Consider the following 16,079-nt stretch of genomic DNA (forward strand, 5'->3'; position numbering starts at 1 on the left):
GGATTTTTCCCCTCTCACGCTTGCGGGAGAGGGAACCGATCGGAGAGGCGGGGAGTAGGGTGTTGATCTGCCATTTATCGCTCTGTTCAGGATTTTCTCCCTCTCCCGCGGGCGGGAGAGGGCCGGGGTGAGGGCCCGCGCGCACCATCCCTCTAATTCCATGCAGGAGGCACCACATGTCATCGTTTGACTATCTGAAAACCGCGATTCGCCAGCAGGGACATACATTGCAGCAGGTGGCTGATGCCAGCGGGATGACCAAAGGCTATCTGAGCCAGTTGCTGAATGCCAAAATCAAAAGCCCGAGCGCGCAGAAGCTGGAAGCGCTGCACCGTTTTCTCGGGCTGGAATTCCCGCGTCGCGACAAAACCGTGGGCGTGGTGTTCGGGAAGTTCTATCCGCTGCACACCGGTCACATCTACCTGATCCAGCGCGCCTGTAGCCAGGTCGATGAGCTGCACATCATCATGGGCCATGACGATCCGCGCGATCGTCAGCTGTTTGAGAACAGCGCCATGTCGCAGCAGCCCACCATCAGCGATCGTCTGCGCTGGCTGCTGCAGACCTTCAAGTACCAGAAAAACATCCGCATCCATTCGTTCAACGAAGAGGGCATCGAGCCCTATCCGCACGGCTGGGACGTGTGGAGCGCTGGCGTGAAAACCTTCCTGGCGGAGCAGGGCATTGAGCCCGACTGCGTCTATACCAGCGAAGAACCGGATGCGCCGATGTATCAGCAGCATCTGGGCATTCCGGCGGTGGTGATCGATCCGCATCGATCGTTTATGAACATCAGCGGCAGCCAGATTCGTCAGGATCCGTTCCGCTACTGGGAGTACATCCCGACTGAAGTGAAGCCGTTCTTCGTGCGCACCGTGGCGGTGCTCGGCGGTGAATCGAGCGGCAAATCGACGCTGGTCAACAAGCTGGCCAACATCTTCAACACCACCAGCGCGTGGGAGTATGGCCGCGATTATGTCTTCTCGCACCTCGGCGGCGACGAGATGGCGCTGCAATACTCCGACTACGACAAAATCGCGCTCGGCCAGGCGCAGTACATCGATTTTGCCGTCAAATATGCCAACAAAGTGGCGTTTATCGATACCGACTTCATCACTACCCAGGCGTTCTGCCTCAAGTATGAAGGACGCGAGCACCCGTTCGTGCAGGCGCTGATCGATGAGTACCGCTTTGACCTGGTGATTCTGCTGGAAAATAACGTACCGTGGGTGGCCGACGGCCTGCGCAGTCTCGGCAGTTCAATGGATCGCCGCGAGTTCCAGTCGATGCTGGTCACCATGCTGCGTGAAAATCACATTGAATATGTGCACGTCAAAGAGGATGACTACGACACACGCTTCCTGCGCTGCGTCGAGCTGGTGAAGCAGATGCTGGGCAGCTAGCGCAGCACAACAAAAAAGGCGCCGCGGCGCCTTTTTGTTATCACAGCGATTACTTCGCCATGCGCTTGTACTTGATACGCTTCGGCTCCAGCGCTTCGGCGCCGAGGGTGCGTTTCTTGTACTCTTCGTACTCGGTAAAGTTACCTTCGAAGAACTCCACCTTACCTTCATCCTGATAGTCGATGATGTGGGTGGCGATACGGTCGAGGAACCAGCGGTCGTGCGAGATCACCATCGCGCAGCCCGGGAACTCCAGCAGGGCGTTTTCCAGTGCGCGCAGGGTTTCGATATCCAGGTCGTTGGTTGGCTCATCGAGCAGCAGCAGGTTGCCGCCCACCTGCAGCAGTTTCGCCAGGTGCAGACGACCACGCTCACCGCCGGACAGTTCGCCGACGCGTTTGCCCTGATCGGTACCCTTGAAGTTAAAGCGACCGACATAAGCGCGGCTTGGCATTTCGGTGTTGCCGATGCGCATAATGTCCTGACCGCCAGAAACTTCTTCCCACACGGTTTTTGAATTATCCATCGCATCGCGGAACTGATCGACCGACGCCAGCTTCACGGTTTCGCCCAGCTCAATGCTGCCGGAATCCGGCTGCTCCTGGCCTGACATCATGCGGAACAGCGTCGATTTACCGGCGCCGTTAGGGCCGATGATGCCGACGATAGCGCCTTTCGGCAGCGAGAACGACAGATCGTCAATCAGCACGCGATCGCCATACGCTTTGCTCAGGTTCTTCACTTCCAGCACTTTGTCGCCGAGGCGCGCGCCAGGTGGAATGAACAGTTCGTTGGTCTCGTTACGTTTCTGATAATCGGTATTGTTGAGCTCTTCAAAGCGCGCCAGACGGGCTTTGCCCTTAGACTGACGGCCTTTCGCGCCCTGACGCACCCACTCCAGCTCTTTCTCGATCGATTTGCGACGCGCCGCTTCCTGAGAAGCCTCCTGCGCCAGACGCTGATCTTTCTGCTCCAGCCATGAGGAGTAGTTGCCTTCCCATGGAATGCCTTCACCACGGTCCAGCTCCAGAATCCAGCCGGCAACGTTATCGAGGAAGTAACGGTCGTGGGTGATGGCTACCACGGTGCCTTCGAAGTCGTGCAGGAAACGCTCCAGCCACGCGACGGATTCGGCATCCAGGTGGTTGGTCGGTTCGTCGAGCAGCAGCATGTCTGGCTTTTCCAGCAGCAGACGGCACAGCGCGACGCGGCGGCGTTCACCACCGGACAGGTTGGCGATTTTGGCATCCCACTCCGGCAGACGCATGGCATCGGCAGCGCGGTTCAGCTGGGTTTCCAGGTTGTGCCCGTCGTGTGCCTGGATCACTTCTTCCAGACGGCCCTGCTCAGCGGCCAGCTTGTCGAAGTCGGCATCCGGATCGGCGTACAGCGCGTACACTTCGTCGAGACGCTTCAGCGCGGCAACCACTTCCGCGACCGCTTCTTCCACCGACTCACGCACGGTGTGTTCCGGGTTCAGCTGAGGTTCCTGCGGCAGATAGCCGACTTTGATGCCCGGCTGCGGGCGAGCTTCCCCTTCGATATCTTTATCAATGCCGGCCATGATGCGCAGCAGGGTCGATTTACCCGCGCCGTTCAGGCCGAGTACGCCAATTTTGGCGCCAGGGAAAAAGCTAAGGGAGATATTCTTCAGAATGTGACGCTTCGGCGGAACCACTTTGCCGACGCGATGCATGCTATAGACGAATTGAGCCACGTTGTGATGAGCCTCTTGGTCTGTAATGGGTGGAACGTCAGATGCTGAAGTTTAGCCGTTTTCACCCGGCAATCACAGCCGCATTGCGCGCATTCTTCCGCAGCGGCGGAATAATGCTAGCCGCAGTGCAGGGTAAGCCTGGCCGCCTGCAGCACGGCGAGCAGCGCGGGCGGAGGCGGGCTGTCGCTGACCAGCATATCAAACAGCGAGAAGTCGCCAATGCGCGCCGGCAGTACCTTGCCGTACTTGCTGCTGTCGCCGACCACGATTTTGGTCTGCGCCCGCTGCAGCGCCAGATGCTTGATGGGCAGTTCGTTGAGGTTATAACAGGTGGCGCCCTGCGCAGCGTCCATGCCGGCGGCAGAGATAAAGGCTTTATTGGGGCAGAGCGCATCCAGCACCGTGACCTGCTCGAGCGGTGTAAACACGGCGTTATCGGCGTGGAATTCGCCGCCGCACAGAATCACCCGACAGTGCGGCTTCTCTTTTAACGCCAGAAAGGTATTGATCGCGCTGCAGATGGCGGTGAAGGGCAGATCGTTATCGATCGCTTCTATCACCAGCGGCAACGTGGTGCCGCAGTCGAAAAACACCGTGTCGTTGGCCTGTACCAGCGCGGCAGCCCGCTGTGCCAGCAGACGTTTCTTGCTGACGTTGAGGTTTTGCTGGTCGCTGACAAAATAGTGCGCCACGTTCTGCCGCGGGTCGCGCATGACATAGCCACCCAGCAGCACCACGCCCTGCGTCGCGCCGGTTAAATCGCGGCGGATGGTCATTTCTGACACGCCCAGCAGTTGCGCGGCCTGTTTTAAGTGCAGGGTGTCGCTGTGTTTCAGCGCCTGCGCCAGCTTATTGATTCGTTCGTCGCGGCGGGTTTCCATCAGTAACAGTTCGCTCAACCTTCGCTGCGGCCGGAATGGCCGGGTGGAGGGTAAACATAAGTTTTTTCTTGCAGATTAACAACCTGTCTTCTGCCTGCCCGCCCGCCTCGCGGCTAAATCGCCACCAGCCCGCGCACGCCCTCGCTCTCCATATTCGCCCCTGCGCCACGCTGCACAATTTCGCCGCGCGACATCACCAGATAGCTGTCGGCCAGTTCGGCGGCGAAATCGTAAAACTGCTCGACCAGCAGGATCGCCATGTCACCGCGCTGTGCCAGCTGGCGGATCACCGCACCGATCTCTTTGATCACCGACGGCTGGATCCCTTCGGTCGGCTCATCGAGGATCAACAGCTGCGGCTGGCAGGCCAGCGCCCGGCCGATCGCCAGCTGCTGCTGCTGGCCGCCTGACAGATCGCCGCCGCGCCGCGTTTTCATCTCGCGCAGCACCGGAAACAGCTGGTAGATCTCTTCCGGTACCCGGCTGGCCTGGGCGCCGGAGAAGCGCGCCAGCCCCATCAGCAGGTTCTCTTCCACCGTCAGACGCGGAAAAATTTCGCGCCCCTGCGGCACGTAAGCAATACCGGCCTGTACGCGCTGGTGTGGCTTGCGCGTGTTAATCAGCTGGTTCTGCCAGCGAACCTCGCCGGATTTGACCGGAATCAGCCCCATCAGACACTTCAGCAGCGTGGTTTTGCCCACGCCGTTGCGCCCCAGCAGGCAGGTGATCTCGCCCGGGCGAGCCTCAAACGACAGACCTCGCAGGATATGGCTGCCGCCGTAATATTGATGCAGTTCTGCTACCTGTAACATCTCAGCGCCCCAGATATACGTCGATAACCCGATCGTCCGCCTGTACCTCGCGCAGCGATCCCTCAGCCAGCACCTGGCCCTGATGCAGCACCGTCACGTGGTCGGCAATGGTTTCCACAAAGCCCATGTCATGTTCCACCACCATCAGCGAGTGCTTGCCCGCCAGGCTGCGGAACAGCTCGGCGGTGTAGTCGGTTTCGGCATCGGTCATGCCGGCTGCCGGTTCGTCCAGCAGCAGCAGGTGCGGCTCCTGCACCAGCAGCATGCCGATTTCGAGAAACTGCTTCTGCCCGTGCGACAGCAGACCCGCCTGCCGCTGGCGTTCGCCGCCGAGCCGCAGCAGTTTCAGCACCTCGTCGATGCGATCGCGCTGCTCGCCGCTAAGCCGGGCACGCAGGCTGGCCCACACCGATTTATCGTTTTTCAGCGCGATTTCGAGGTTTTCAAACACCGTCAGCGCTTCAAACACCGTGGGTTTCTGAAACTTGCGGCCAATGCCGGCACGGGCGATTTCGACCGGCGACAGCTGGCGCAGATCGGTATCCTGGTCGTAGATCACCTGGCCGCTGTCCGGGCGGGTTTTGCCGGTGATCACGTCCATCAGCGTGGTTTTTCCCGCACCGTTCGGGCCGATCACGCAGCGCAGTTCGCCGACGCCAATCTGCAATGACAGATCGGTCAGCGCGCGGAAGCCGTCAAACGAGACGTTGATGTTCTCCAGCAGCAGCACCGGATCGGTTTGCTGACGATGGCGATCCGCCGGGTGCGGTTGGGTAAACAGTTGCTCAGTCATGACGCCTCCGGCGCAGCAGGCCAATTACGCCACGCGGCAGGAACAGCGTGACCAGGATGAACATCAGGCCCAGGAAAAACAGCCAGTATTCCGGGAAGGCGACGGTGAACCAGCTTTTGGCACCGTTGACGATGGCCGCACCCAGCAGCGGGCCAATCAGCGTGCCGCGTCCGCCGAGCGCCACCCAAATCGCCGCTTCAATCGAGTTGGTCGGCGACATTTCACTCGGGTTGATGATGCCGACCTGCGGCACGTACAGCGCACCGGCCAGCCCGCACAGCACGGCGGAGAGCGTCCAGACGAATAGCTTGAAGCCCTTCGGATCGTAACCAATAAACATCAGGCGGTTTTCCGCATCGCGCACCGCCGTCAGCACGCGACCAAACTTACTGCGCGCCAGGGCAAAGCCCAGCGCCAGGCTGAACAGCAGCAATAGCACGGTCGCGATAAACAGTGCGATACGCGTGCCGGTGGCGGTGACGCTGAAACCGAGCAGGGTAGTAAAACCGGTAAAGCCGTTGTTGCCGCCAAAGCCGGTTTCGTTGCGGAAAAACAGCAGCATGCCAGCGTAAGTCAGCGCCTGCGTCATGATGGAAAAGTAGACGCCTTTGATTCTGGAGCGGAAGGCGAAGAAGCCAAACAGCAGTGCCAGCAGGCCCGGCACCAGTACAATCAGGCACAGCGCCCAGAGAAAGTGCTGGCTGCCGGCCCAGAACCACGGCAGCTCATTCCACGACAGAAACGACATAAACGCCGGCAAACCGCTGCCTGCAGCCTGGCGCATCAGGTACATGCCCATGGCATAGCCGCCGAGGGCAAAAAACAGCCCGTGGCCGAGCGACAGTAGCCCGGCGTAGCCCCACACCAGATCCAGCGCCACCGCGATAATCGCATAGCAGAGGATTTTGCCCACCAGCGTCAGCGTATAGGTGGAGATCGCCAGCGGATGGCTGGCGGGCAGCAGGGCGCAGAACGGCAGCACCAGCAGCAGCGCGGTCACGATGACGCCGAGAATCAGGCTGAGGCGCGGCGCTTTGCGCACCGCGCGTAAGGTCAGTGGCTGGCTCATCAGTCAATCACCCTCCCTTTAACGGCAAACAGACCCTGGGGACGTTTCTGGATGAACAGTACAATCAGCACGAGGATCAGGATTTTGCCGAGCACCGCGCCAATCTGCGGCTCCAGCACTTTGTTAAGGATGCCGAGACCAAAAGCCGCCACCACGGTGCCGGCCAGCTGACCGACGCCACCGAGCACCACCACGAGGAATGAGTCGATGATGTAGCCCTGACCCAGTTCCGGTCCGACGTTGCCCAGCTGCGACAGCGCGACGCCGCCGAGTCCGGCAATGCCGGAACCGAGGCCAAACGCCAGCATATCGATGCGCCCGGTCGGCACGCCGCAGCAGTCGGCCATAGCGCGGTTCTGCGTGACCGCCCGCACATTCAGCCCCAGCCGGGTTTTATTCAGCAGCAGCCAGGTGAGCGCCAGCACCGCGATGACAAACAGGATTACCGCGATGCGGTTATACGGCAGCACCAGATTCGGCAGCAGCTGCCAGCCGCCGGACAGCCAGCCCGGGTTGGCCACTTCGAGGTTCTGCGCGCCAAACAGCATGCGCACCAGCTGAATCAGCATCAGGCTGATGCCCCAGGTGGCGAGCAGCGTCTCCAGCGGGCGACCGTATAAGTGGCGGATGATGGTGCGTTCCAGCAGCATGCCCATTACGGCGGTGACGGCGAAGGCCACCGGCAGCGCCAGCAGCGGGTACCACGCCAGCCACTGCGGCGCAAACTGCTGGAACAGATTCTGCACCAGCCAGGTGGCGTAGGCGCCGAGCATCAGCATCTCGCCGTGCGCCATGTTGATCACGCCCAGCAGGCCGTAGGTGATCGCCAGGCCGAGCGCGGCCAGCAGCAGAATGGAGCCGAGCGACAGACCGGTAAACGCCTGCCCGAGCCAATCGCCCCACATCAGGCGCTGCCTGATGTGCTGCAGGCTGGCGGCCGCAGCGGCGCGCACCTGCGCATCGGGTTCGTTGCTGGCCTGGGTTAAGCGCGTCAGGCTGGCCTGCATCGCCGGATCGCCCGATTCTCCGAGCAGCGTGACCGCTTTCAGGCGCAGCGCGGCGTCCGGGCTGGCGAGCTGCAGATTCGCAGCGGCCATCGCCAGCACCGCGCGTACTTTGCTGTCCTGTTCGGCGGCGAGGCGCTGTTCAATCAGTGGCAGCTGGTCAGGCGCGGCATCGTTTTGTAATTGCTGTGCCGCGCGCAGGCGAATCGCCGCATCATCACTCACCAGCTGGTGGGCGGCGAGGGCGCTGGCAATCAGCACGCGCAGCCGGTTGTTCATGAAGAGTTTTTTGGTTTCGCCGTCCGGCTGCCGGGCGCTGTCGAGCGGCAGAAGCTGGTCAGCCTGTTTGCTGAACGGCTGTTTGTTCTGGTCGATAACCACGCTTTCATTGCGCAGCGCCTGCAGCAGCGGCAAGCGGCTGGCCTGCGGCGCCGCAGCCCACTGCTGCAGCAATGTCGCCTGCTGCGTGCGGCTGGCAGCGGCGAAATCAGCGCTATCACCGGCCTGCGCCAGCCACGGCAGCAGTAACAGCAGGCAGCTGAGAATACGGCGGAGTGTCATGGTGATCATCCTGTTATGGTTACATTGGGTGCGGTATGGCCCTCACCGGGGTTAAGGCGTTGTCTGGCCCTCACCCCGGCCCTCTCCCGGAGGGAGAGGGAGAAAAACGGGTGAGTGCGGTGCAAGGCCCTCACCCCGGCCCTCTCCCACAGGGAGAGGGAGACGCTGCTACAGGTGAGTTCGGTAGCGGCGTGCTGGCTCGATCGGTTCCCTCTCCCGCAAGCGGGAGAGGGTTAGGGTGAGGGCCAGAGGGCGAGGACCGTCAGCCTCCCCTTACTGCGCCGACTTCACCGGATAGTCCGGCTTCTTATCATTCCCGGCGATATACGGGCTCCACGGCTGGGCGCGCACCGGCTGTTCGGTCTGCCACACCACGTTGAACTGGCCGTTCTCCTCCACCTCACCAATCATCACCGGCTTGTGCAGATGGTGGTTGGTTTTGTCCATGGTCAGCGTGAAGCCGTCCGGCGCTTTAAAAGTCTGTCCGGCCATTGCGGCGCGTACTTTATCCACATCGGTGGTGCCGGCTTTCTCTACCGCCTGCGCCCACATGTGCAGACCAACGTAGGTGGCTTCCATCGGATCGTTGGTTACCACCGTACTGGCGTTCGGCAGGTTGTGCGCTTTGGCGTAAGCGCGGTAGTCGGCCACGAACTTCGCATTAGTCGGGTTATCCACTGACTCAAAGTAGTTCCACGCCGCCAGCTGACCGACCAGCGGTTTGGTGTCGATGCCGCGCAGCTCTTCTTCCCCCACCGAGAAGGCAATCACCGGAATGTCGGTTGCTTTAATGCCCTGGTTCGCCAGCTCTTTGTAGAACGGGACGTTGGAATCACCGTTGATGGTGGAGATCACCGCGGTTTTGCCACCGGCGGAGAATTTTTTGATATTGGACACGATGGTCTGGTAATCGCTGTAACCAAACGGCGTGTACACCTCTTCGATATCCTTATCCTGCACGCCTTTGCTATGCAGGAAGGCGCGCAGAATCTTGTTGGTGGTGCGCGGATAGACGTAGTCGGTGCCAAGCAGGAAGAAGCGTTTCGCGCTGCCGCCATCTTCGCTCATCAGATACTGCACCGCCGGGATCGCCTGCTGGTTCGGCGCGGCGCCGGTGTAGAACACGTTCGGCGACATCTCTTCGCCTTCGTACTGCACCGGATAGAACAGCAGGCCGTTCAGCTCTTCAAACACCGGCAGCACCGATTTGCGCGAGACCGACGTCCAGCAGCCAAACACCACCGCCACTTTGTCCTGAGTCAGCAGCTGGCGCGCTTTTTCGGCGAACAGCGGCCAGTTAGAGGCCGGATCGACCACCACCGGTTCCAGCTTCTTGCCCAGCACACCGCCTTTGGCGTTGATCTCATCGATGGTCATCAGCGCCACATCTTTCAGCGGCGTTTCGGAAATCGCCATGGTGCCGGACAGCGAATGCATAATGCCGACTTTGATGGTGTCTGCCGCCTGTGCGGTAAAGGCGAGGCCCATGCTGGCAACGGTAGCGGTGAGCGCGAACGCTTTAAGCAACGAACGTCTTTTCATCATTTAAACCCCTAACTGTGTTATCTGTTGTTATTCAATGGGTTGAAGCCGAGCCTGCTGTAACATGTGCAATGTAATCTTCCTGACCTCGGCCTTACTGACGGCAATGTGGTCGGTTAAAATGCGCTGTGCCTCCTCGGTGTGTTGCTGAAAAATCGCCCGTAAGATCTGAGCGTGCTCGCGGTACGTGGCATCGACCCGATCGTCCCGCGTGAAATCGAGACGGCGAATGATGCGGATTTTTTCTGTCAGCTCGGCGTGGATGCGCGCCATCTCCTGATTGCCCGCCGCGGCCACCAGCGCCATGTGAAACGCTTCGTCGTGCGCTGATACCGCTTTGCCATCTTCCAGCCGGGCATCGTCGATCCAGAAGGTTTTCAGCGCGGTCAGGGTTTCCGCGCAGGCCAGCGGCGGCAGCGCGCACAGGCGGCGCACCGCTTCGCGTTCCAGCACGGTGCGGAAGTCGTACAGCTCCTCGAAGTAGGCGAAATCGAACGGCCGCACCTGCCAGCCGCTGCGAAACCACACCTCGACGTAGCCTTCGCGCTCCAGCCAGAACAGTGCCTGACGGACCGGCGTGCGGCTCACCGCCAGCCGATCGGCGATTTCGTTTTCGCTGAAGCGGTCACCCGGCATCAGACGGAATTCAAAGATGTCCTGCTTCAGCGCCTGATAAACCTTTTCGGCCAGCGCTTCGGGACGGCCTTTGCTGCGGGGCGCGCTACTGTTCATACCTGCTCCTTAAGCCAGCCACAGCAGGGTGTCGCCCGGACTCACCGGACGGCCCGCCTGGCAGGCAATGCGTTTCACCGTGCCGGCCTGCGGCGCGACAATCGCCAGCTCCATCTTCATCGCTTCCACGATGATCAGCGTCTGACCGGCCTGCACCGTATCGCCCGGCGCAACCAGCACTTTCCAGATGTTGCCGTTCATGTCAGCGCACACTGCCAGCGCGTCGTCCTCTGCGTCGGCCACCACCAGCGTCTCTTCACTGGTGAGCGGCGCTTCCTGCTCTTCCTGCGCCCAAAGCGTGACTTCCTGCTCAAACGCCGCGGCCTGACGTTCACGGAAGGCACTGATTTCCGTCGCGTTGTCGGCGAGGAACTGCTGATGCGCCGCGAAATCAAACTCGTTCTGCTCGATGCGGATGCGGGCACGACCGGCGCGGAAATCGTCGCGCAGCTGCGTCAGTTCCGCTTCGCTCACCGGATAGAAACGCACCTGGTCAAAGAAGCGCAGCAGCCAGGGTTCGCCGGCGGCAAACTGATCGTTTTGCAGGAACTTGTTCCAGATGGGCAGCGTGCGCCCCACCAGCTGATAGCCGCCCGGTGAATCCATGCCGTAGATGCACATGTACATGCCGCCAATGCCCACCGTGCCTTCGGCGGTAAAGGTGCGCGCCGGGCTGTATTTAGAACTCAGCAGGCGATGGCGCGGATCGATCGGCACCGCGCACGGCGCGCCGAGATAGACATCGCCGAGACCGAGAATCAGATAGCTGGCGGCAAACAGGGTGTCGCGTACCGCTTCGCGGCTCGCCAGTCCATTGATGCGCTGAATGAAGTCAACGTTATTCGGCAGCCACGGCGCGCTGGCGCGAACCGTCTCTTTGTAACGCTCCACCGCGCCGAGCGTGGCGCTGTCTTCAAACGCCATCGGCAGCCAGACGATGCGCGACGGCACTTTCAGCGCGCTGACGTCGTCCAGCCCGGCTTCCAGCTCCAGCAGCAGCGTCATCAGCTGCTGCTGACCAATTACCAGGCTGTCATAGCGCACCTGCAGCGAGCGCACGCCGGGCGACAGCTCTTCAATGCCGGGCTCTGCACGCTGGCGCAGCGCCTGCATCAGCAGGTGTACGCGCAGGCGCAGCGCCAGATCCAGCACGTTATCGCCGTACTCAATCAGCACATATTTGTCGCCCGCCTGGCGGTAGACCGCCGCAGGCGTGGTGGCGGTCGCCGGCAGCGCCGCTAACAGGGTGGCAGAACCGATGTCGCTCGCCGCCAGCGAAGGCACCGCGAAGGCCGGTGCGTGCTGGCTGCGCAGCGTGGTTACGCTGTGCGCCTGAGCTTTCTCCAGCGCGACCGCTTCGTCAGCGCTGATCGGGTGGAAGCGGATGCGATCGCCCGGTTTGACCTGGCCGACTTTCCACAGCTCGGCTTTGGCGATGGTGACCGGGCAGACGAAGCCACCAAGGCTCGGACCGTCGTGCGTCAGGATCACCGGGAAGTCACCGGTAAAGTTCACCGCGCCGATGGCGTATTCGCAGTCGTGTACGTTAGACGGATGCAGCCCGGCTTCACCGCCATTGGCGCGCGTCCAGCTGGGTTTAGGCCCGACCAGACGGACGCCCAGCCGGTTGGAGTTGTAATGCACCTGCCAGTCGCTGGCAAAGAACTCATCGATGGCGGCCTGGGTGAAGAAATCCGGTGCGCCGTGCGGGCCGTACAGCACGCCAATGCGCCATTCGCTGCCGTAGTGCGGCACCAGCGCGCGATCCAGCGCTTCAGGTTCGCTGACCGGGGCTGGCGTGGTGCAGGCGGCGAGCGTCGGCTGAGAGATCGGCAGCATGTCGGCGACGCGCAGCGTGCGTCCGGCGTGGCCGCCAAACTGACCCAGCGAGAAGGTGGCGCGGCTGCCAAGATACTCCGGCACATCGAAACCATTACGCACCGCTAAATAGGTGCGGCAGCCGCTCTGCGCGCGGCCCAGCGTCAGGGTTTGTCCGGCTTTCACCGCCACCGGCTGCCAGTAGTCGACCGCGCTGCCGTCGAGATCGGCCGGACAGTCGGCACCGGTCAGCGCAATCAGTGCATCGCTGTGGAAACGCAGCGTCGGGCCCTGCAGGGTGAACTCCAGCCCGGCGGCGCTGGCGTGGTTGCCGACGATACGGTTGGCCAGGCGGAAGGCGAAGTCATCCATCGGGCCGGACGGCGGCACGCCGATGTCCCAGTAGCCCAGGCGGCCGGGAAAGTCCTGAATGCTGCTGAACGTGCCCGGCTGCAGCACTTCGATGACGCTGGCTGCCGGCGTAAAGCCATCAAGGAAGCGCGTCCAGACGTTGCCGCTGCGGAAGGCGTCGGTCGCCACGATCTGACGCAGATAATCGAGATTGGTGGCGATGCCGTGCAGTTGAGTGGCATCGAGCGCCTGCTGCAGCTTCGCCAGCGCGGCGTCGCGCGTTTCGCCATGCACGATCAGTTTGGCTACCATCGGATCGTAAAACGCCGTCACTTCGCTGCCGGTCTCGATCCAGCCGTCGACGCGCACCCCCGGCGGGAAGCTGACGTGGGTTAACACGCCCGGGCTCGGCTGGAAGTTTTTCAGCGGATCTTCGGCGTACAGCCGCACCTCAATTGATGCGCCGTGCGGTGGCTGCTGCAGACGATCCCAGTCGATGGCATCGTCTGCCGCCACCTGCAGCATGCACTCCACCAGGTCAAGGCCGGTGACGCACTCGGTCACCGGATGCTCCACCTGCAGGCGGGTGTTCACTTCGAGGAAATAAAACGCGTCCTGCGCGGCGTCATAGATGTACTCCACGGTGCCGGCGCTGCGGTAATTAACCAGCTCGCCCAGCCGCACCGCTGAAGCCAGCAGCGCTTCACGCGTGGCCTGCGGCAGATTAGGGGCCGGCGTCTCTTCCACCACCTTCTGATTGCGGCGCTGCAGCGAACAGTCGCGTTCGCCCAGCGCAATCACCTTGCCCTTGCCGTCGCCAAAAATCTGTACTTCCACGTGGCGCGCGCGGTCGATGCAGCGTTCAAGAAACACGCCGGCATCGCTGAAAAACTGCTCGCCCAGACGGCGCACGCTCTCCCACGCGTTTTCCAGGGCCGTGGCGTCGGCGCAGCGGGTCAGACCGATGCCGCCGCCGCCGGCGGTGCTTTTCAGCATCACCGGATAGCCAATGTCTTCCGCCGCGCTGAGTGCGTCCTGCAGCGAACTGAGCAGCGGTGTGCCCGGCGTCATCGGCACGCCGGCGCTGGCTGCCAGCTCACGGGCGCGATGCTTGAGACCAAATTCGCCAATCTGCTGCGCGGTCGGGCCGACAAACGCGATGCCGGCCTCTTCGCAGGCGGCGGCGAACGGCAGGCTCTCCGACAGAAAACCGTAGCCGGGCCAGATGGCCTGCGCGCCGCTTTGCTGCGCGGCGGCCAGAATTTTGTCGATGCGCAGATAGCTGTCGCTGGCTTTGTCACCGCCAAGGGCGATGGCCACATCGGCTTCGGTAACGTGACGCGCGTTGCGGTCGGCATCCGAATAGACCGCCACGCTGGTTACGCCGAGGCGCTTCAGGGTGCGGATGGCACGACAGGCGATTTCGCCACGGTTAGCAATCAGAACGGTGCTGAACATGATTAGTGATTCCCCTGTGACGTCAGCCAGTTGCGCCAGCCGCCGAATTCAGTGATTTCCAGCGCCTGCGTCAGCGCTGCCGGTTCGCAGATAAAGCCTTTCACGATGCGTCCATCCGCCAGCGTCAGCGAGCCGATGCCGAGCGGTGCCGGGATTTCCGCGACGAATTCGCCAAAGCGCGCCAGCGGGATGTCCCACAGTTCAACGGTGATGGCCGCGCCGCTGTCGCCGCGCAGCAGGCCGGGCTTTTTGATCGGGCCATCAAGCAGGGCGAACAGGCGATAGTGGCTGGCGGTTTGCGTCTCTTCGACCCACACCGCCTGGCGCGTGGTGAGCTGGAAATTCAGCGGCATGCCGGTGAGATGGGCACCGACCACCGCCACGCGCACGTGGTCAGGTGACGGCGGCAGCGCGGCGGGCTGCGGCGGCAGCGCTTTGCCGGTGGCCCCGAGCGGCAGCGCCAGCTGCTGCTGCCAGCGCAGGCCAAACGCCGCCAGCGCGCGGTCGTGCCACGCCGGGGCGATCAGCGTGATGCCCGCGGGCAGTCCATCGGCGCGGAACGGGCCGGGCAGCGCCAGCGCGCTGAGATCGGCCAGATTCGTGAAGTTGGTATAGGTGCCGAACTGCGAGTTGTAGTGCACCGGCTCCTGCTGCATCTCTTCCAGCGTATGGATGGTGGGCGAGGTCGGCACTACCAGCGCATCGAACCGGGCCAGCGTCTGCTGGATCTGGCGCGTCAGTTCGGCACGCAGGTATTCGGCCTGATACGCCTCGACGGCGCTGTACTGGCGGCCGCTGCTGACGATGCCGTACACCACCGGATCCATCTCTTCCGGGCGGTCGAGCATCTCACCGACCGCCACGGTGCGCTCAGCCACCCACGGGCCGTAATAGAGCTGCTCTGCCAGCTGGTGGAAAGGGGCGAAGTCGATAGGGTGCAGCGTCGCACCGCTCGCCGTAAGCTGCTCCAGCGCGCTGAGCCACGCCGCTTCCGCCTGCTGGTCACCGTAAAACTGCGGCGCGGCAGGGATCGCCAGCGAGGGTTGCGGCTGGAAACTGGCCGGTGCGCTGCGTGGCGACTGGCGCGCATAGGCGTCACCGGCGTCGTAGCCGCCCGCGATGCTGGCGACGCTAAAGGCATCGGCAACCGTCAGGGCGAACACCGAGATGGTGTCATTGAGACGGCAGGCCGGTACCACGCCGCTGGCCGAGAACCAGCCTTTGGTCGGCTTCAGTCCGACGATATTGTTAAAACCTGCCGGCACGCGGCCGGAGCCGGCGGTATCGGTGCCGAGCGAGAAGCCGACCAGGCCGCGCGCCAGCACTGACGCGGAGCCGGAGCTGGAGCCGCCGCTGACGTAGGCCGGATTAAAGGTGTTGCTCACCGCGCCATACGGCGAGCGGGTGCCAACCAGACCGGTCGCGTACTGATCGAGGTTGGTTTTACCGATGACGATAGCGCCTGCCGCTTTCAGCCTGGCCACCACGAAGGCATCGGCTGCGGCCTGATACGTCAGCGCCGGGCAGGCGGCGGTGGTCGGCCAGCCTGCCACGTCAATGTTGTCTTTAACGGCAAACGGCACGCCAAACAGCGGCAGCGCAGCCGGATTGCGCTGATACGCCGCCAGCAGCGGTTCAACCTGCGCCAGCAACTGGGCCGGCGAAGCGAGGTACAGCCAGGCATTATCCTGGTTATCGAATGCGTCGAGATGTGCGGCCAGCAGTGCAGGGATCTGCTGTGCATCCTGCTGTGCGCAACGTTGCCAATCCTGAAGCGTAAAACCGAAGGTCGATGCCATGAGTGAATTCCAGCTGGTATACAAGATGGCATTCAACAGAGCAAAGCACGTGCCAGAGTTGTAACTGAATGAAAACGCATAGCTATTTGCTGGGTAATAAGTTTTTCTGATGATTATTTGCACAATTGCGGCGCAGGCG

The 16,079-nt window shown here is 62.1% G+C and carries 11 protein-coding genes; 1 reads left to right on the forward strand and 10 read right to left on the reverse strand.

The annotated features are described in order from the left end of the window. Positions 1 to 176 precede the first annotated feature (176 nt). On the forward strand, positions 177 to 1,403 hold the full coding sequence (gene nadR, locus AC6I7J_RS03495) for a multifunctional transcriptional regulator/nicotinamide-nucleotide adenylyltransferase/ribosylnicotinamide kinase NadR (RefSeq protein ID WP_010618490.1): 1,227 nt from the start codon (positions 177 to 179) through the stop codon (positions 1,401 to 1,403). Positions 1,404 to 1,452: 49 nt separating this feature from the next. On the opposite strand, the gene ettA is transcribed toward nadR, so the two are convergent. The 10 genes from ettA to atzF all read right to left on the reverse strand — a co-directional run bounded on the left by ettA (position 1,453) and on the right by atzF (position 15,940). Continuing rightward, positions 1,453 to 3,120, reverse strand: coding sequence for an energy-dependent translational throttle protein EttA (gene ettA, locus AC6I7J_RS03500; RefSeq protein WP_498006850.1), 1,668 nt, complete (start codon positions 3,118 to 3,120; stop codon positions 1,453 to 1,455). A 116-nt stretch (positions 3,121 to 3,236) separates the two neighbouring features. After that, positions 3,237 to 4,001: a DNA-binding transcriptional repressor DeoR gene (deoR, locus tag AC6I7J_RS03505; protein ID WP_058757230.1), complete on the reverse strand. Its 765-nt coding sequence runs from the start codon at positions 3,999 to 4,001 to the stop codon at positions 3,237 to 3,239. A gap of 113 nt (positions 4,002 to 4,114) precedes the next feature. Continuing rightward, positions 4,115 to 4,813 carry an urea ABC transporter ATP-binding subunit UrtE gene (urtE, locus tag AC6I7J_RS03510; RefSeq protein WP_058776207.1) on the reverse strand — a complete coding sequence of 233 codons (699 nt, stop codon included), beginning with the start codon at positions 4,811 to 4,813 and terminating at the stop codon, positions 4,115 to 4,117. Position 4,814: 1 nt separating this feature from the next. Beyond that, a complete protein-coding gene (gene urtD / locus AC6I7J_RS03515) occupies positions 4,815 to 5,606 on the reverse strand; it encodes an urea ABC transporter ATP-binding protein UrtD (RefSeq protein ID WP_058771510.1) in 792 nt (263 codons plus the stop codon). Continuing rightward, positions 5,599 to 6,675 carry an urea ABC transporter permease subunit UrtC gene (gene urtC / locus AC6I7J_RS03520; RefSeq protein WP_498006852.1) on the reverse strand — a complete coding sequence of 359 codons (1,077 nt, stop codon included), beginning with the start codon at positions 6,673 to 6,675 and terminating at the stop codon, positions 5,599 to 5,601. Before urtC ends, urtD begins: the two co-directional genes overlap by 8 nt. After that, entirely contained in the window at positions 6,675 to 8,240 is a 1,566-nt protein-coding gene (urtB, locus tag AC6I7J_RS03525) for an urea ABC transporter permease subunit UrtB (RefSeq protein WP_498006854.1), read from the reverse strand. The genes urtC and urtB overlap by 1 nt, the downstream gene beginning before the upstream one ends. A gap of 273 nt (positions 8,241 to 8,513) precedes the next feature. Beyond that, entirely contained in the window at positions 8,514 to 9,782 is a 1,269-nt protein-coding gene (gene urtA / locus AC6I7J_RS03530) for an urea ABC transporter substrate-binding protein (RefSeq protein WP_498007208.1), read from the reverse strand. 30 nt (positions 9,783 to 9,812) lie between these two features. Then, entirely contained in the window at positions 9,813 to 10,514 is a 702-nt protein-coding gene (locus AC6I7J_RS03535; protein ID WP_104093707.1) for a GntR family transcriptional regulator, read from the reverse strand. A 9-nt stretch (positions 10,515 to 10,523) separates the two neighbouring features. Beyond that, on the reverse strand, positions 10,524 to 14,141 hold the full coding sequence (uca, locus tag AC6I7J_RS03540; RefSeq protein ID WP_498006856.1) for an urea carboxylase: 3,618 nt from the start codon (positions 14,139 to 14,141) through the stop codon (positions 10,524 to 10,526). 2 nt (positions 14,142 to 14,143) lie between these two features. Then, complete coding sequence (gene atzF / locus AC6I7J_RS03545) at positions 14,144 to 15,940, reverse strand: allophanate hydrolase (RefSeq protein ID WP_498006858.1); 1,797 nt, start codon at positions 15,938 to 15,940, stop codon at positions 14,144 to 14,146. Positions 15,941 to 16,079: the final 139 nt, after the last annotated feature.

The sequence above is a fragment of the Type-C symbiont of Plautia stali genome (genome assembly GCF_059730935.1).

Bases quoted from the DNA above. Each gene is read 5' to 3' on its own strand.
- nadR (WP_010618490.1), top strand. From the start codon at position 177: ATGTCATCGTTTGACTATCTGAAAACCGCGATTCGCCAGCAGGGACAT.
- deoR (WP_058757230.1), bottom strand. From the start codon at position 4,001: ATGGAAACCCGCCGCGACGAACGAATCAATAAGCTGGCGCAGGCGCTG.
- urtE (WP_058776207.1), bottom strand. From the start codon at position 4,813: ATGTTACAGGTAGCAGAACTGCATCAATATTACGGCGGCAGCCATATC.
- urtD (WP_058771510.1), bottom strand. From the start codon at position 5,606: ATGACTGAGCAACTGTTTACCCAACCGCACCCGGCGGATCGCCATCGT.
- urtC (WP_498006852.1), bottom strand. From the start codon at position 6,675: ATGAGCCAGCCACTGACCTTACGCGCGGTGCGCAAAGCGCCGCGCCTC.
- urtB (WP_498006854.1), bottom strand. From the start codon at position 8,240: ATGACACTCCGCCGTATTCTCAGCTGCCTGCTGTTACTGCTGCCGTGG.
- urtA (WP_498007208.1), bottom strand. From the start codon at position 9,782: ATGAAAAGACGTTCGTTGCTTAAAGCGTTCGCGCTCACCGCTACCGTT.
- AC6I7J_RS03535 (WP_104093707.1), bottom strand. From the start codon at position 10,514: ATGAACAGTAGCGCGCCCCGCAGCAAAGGCCGTCCCGAAGCGCTGGCC.
- uca (WP_498006856.1), bottom strand. From the start codon at position 14,141: ATGTTCAGCACCGTTCTGATTGCTAACCGTGGCGAAATCGCCTGTCGT.
- atzF (WP_498006858.1), bottom strand. From the start codon at position 15,940: ATGGCATCGACCTTCGGTTTTACGCTTCAGGATTGGCAACGTTGCGCA.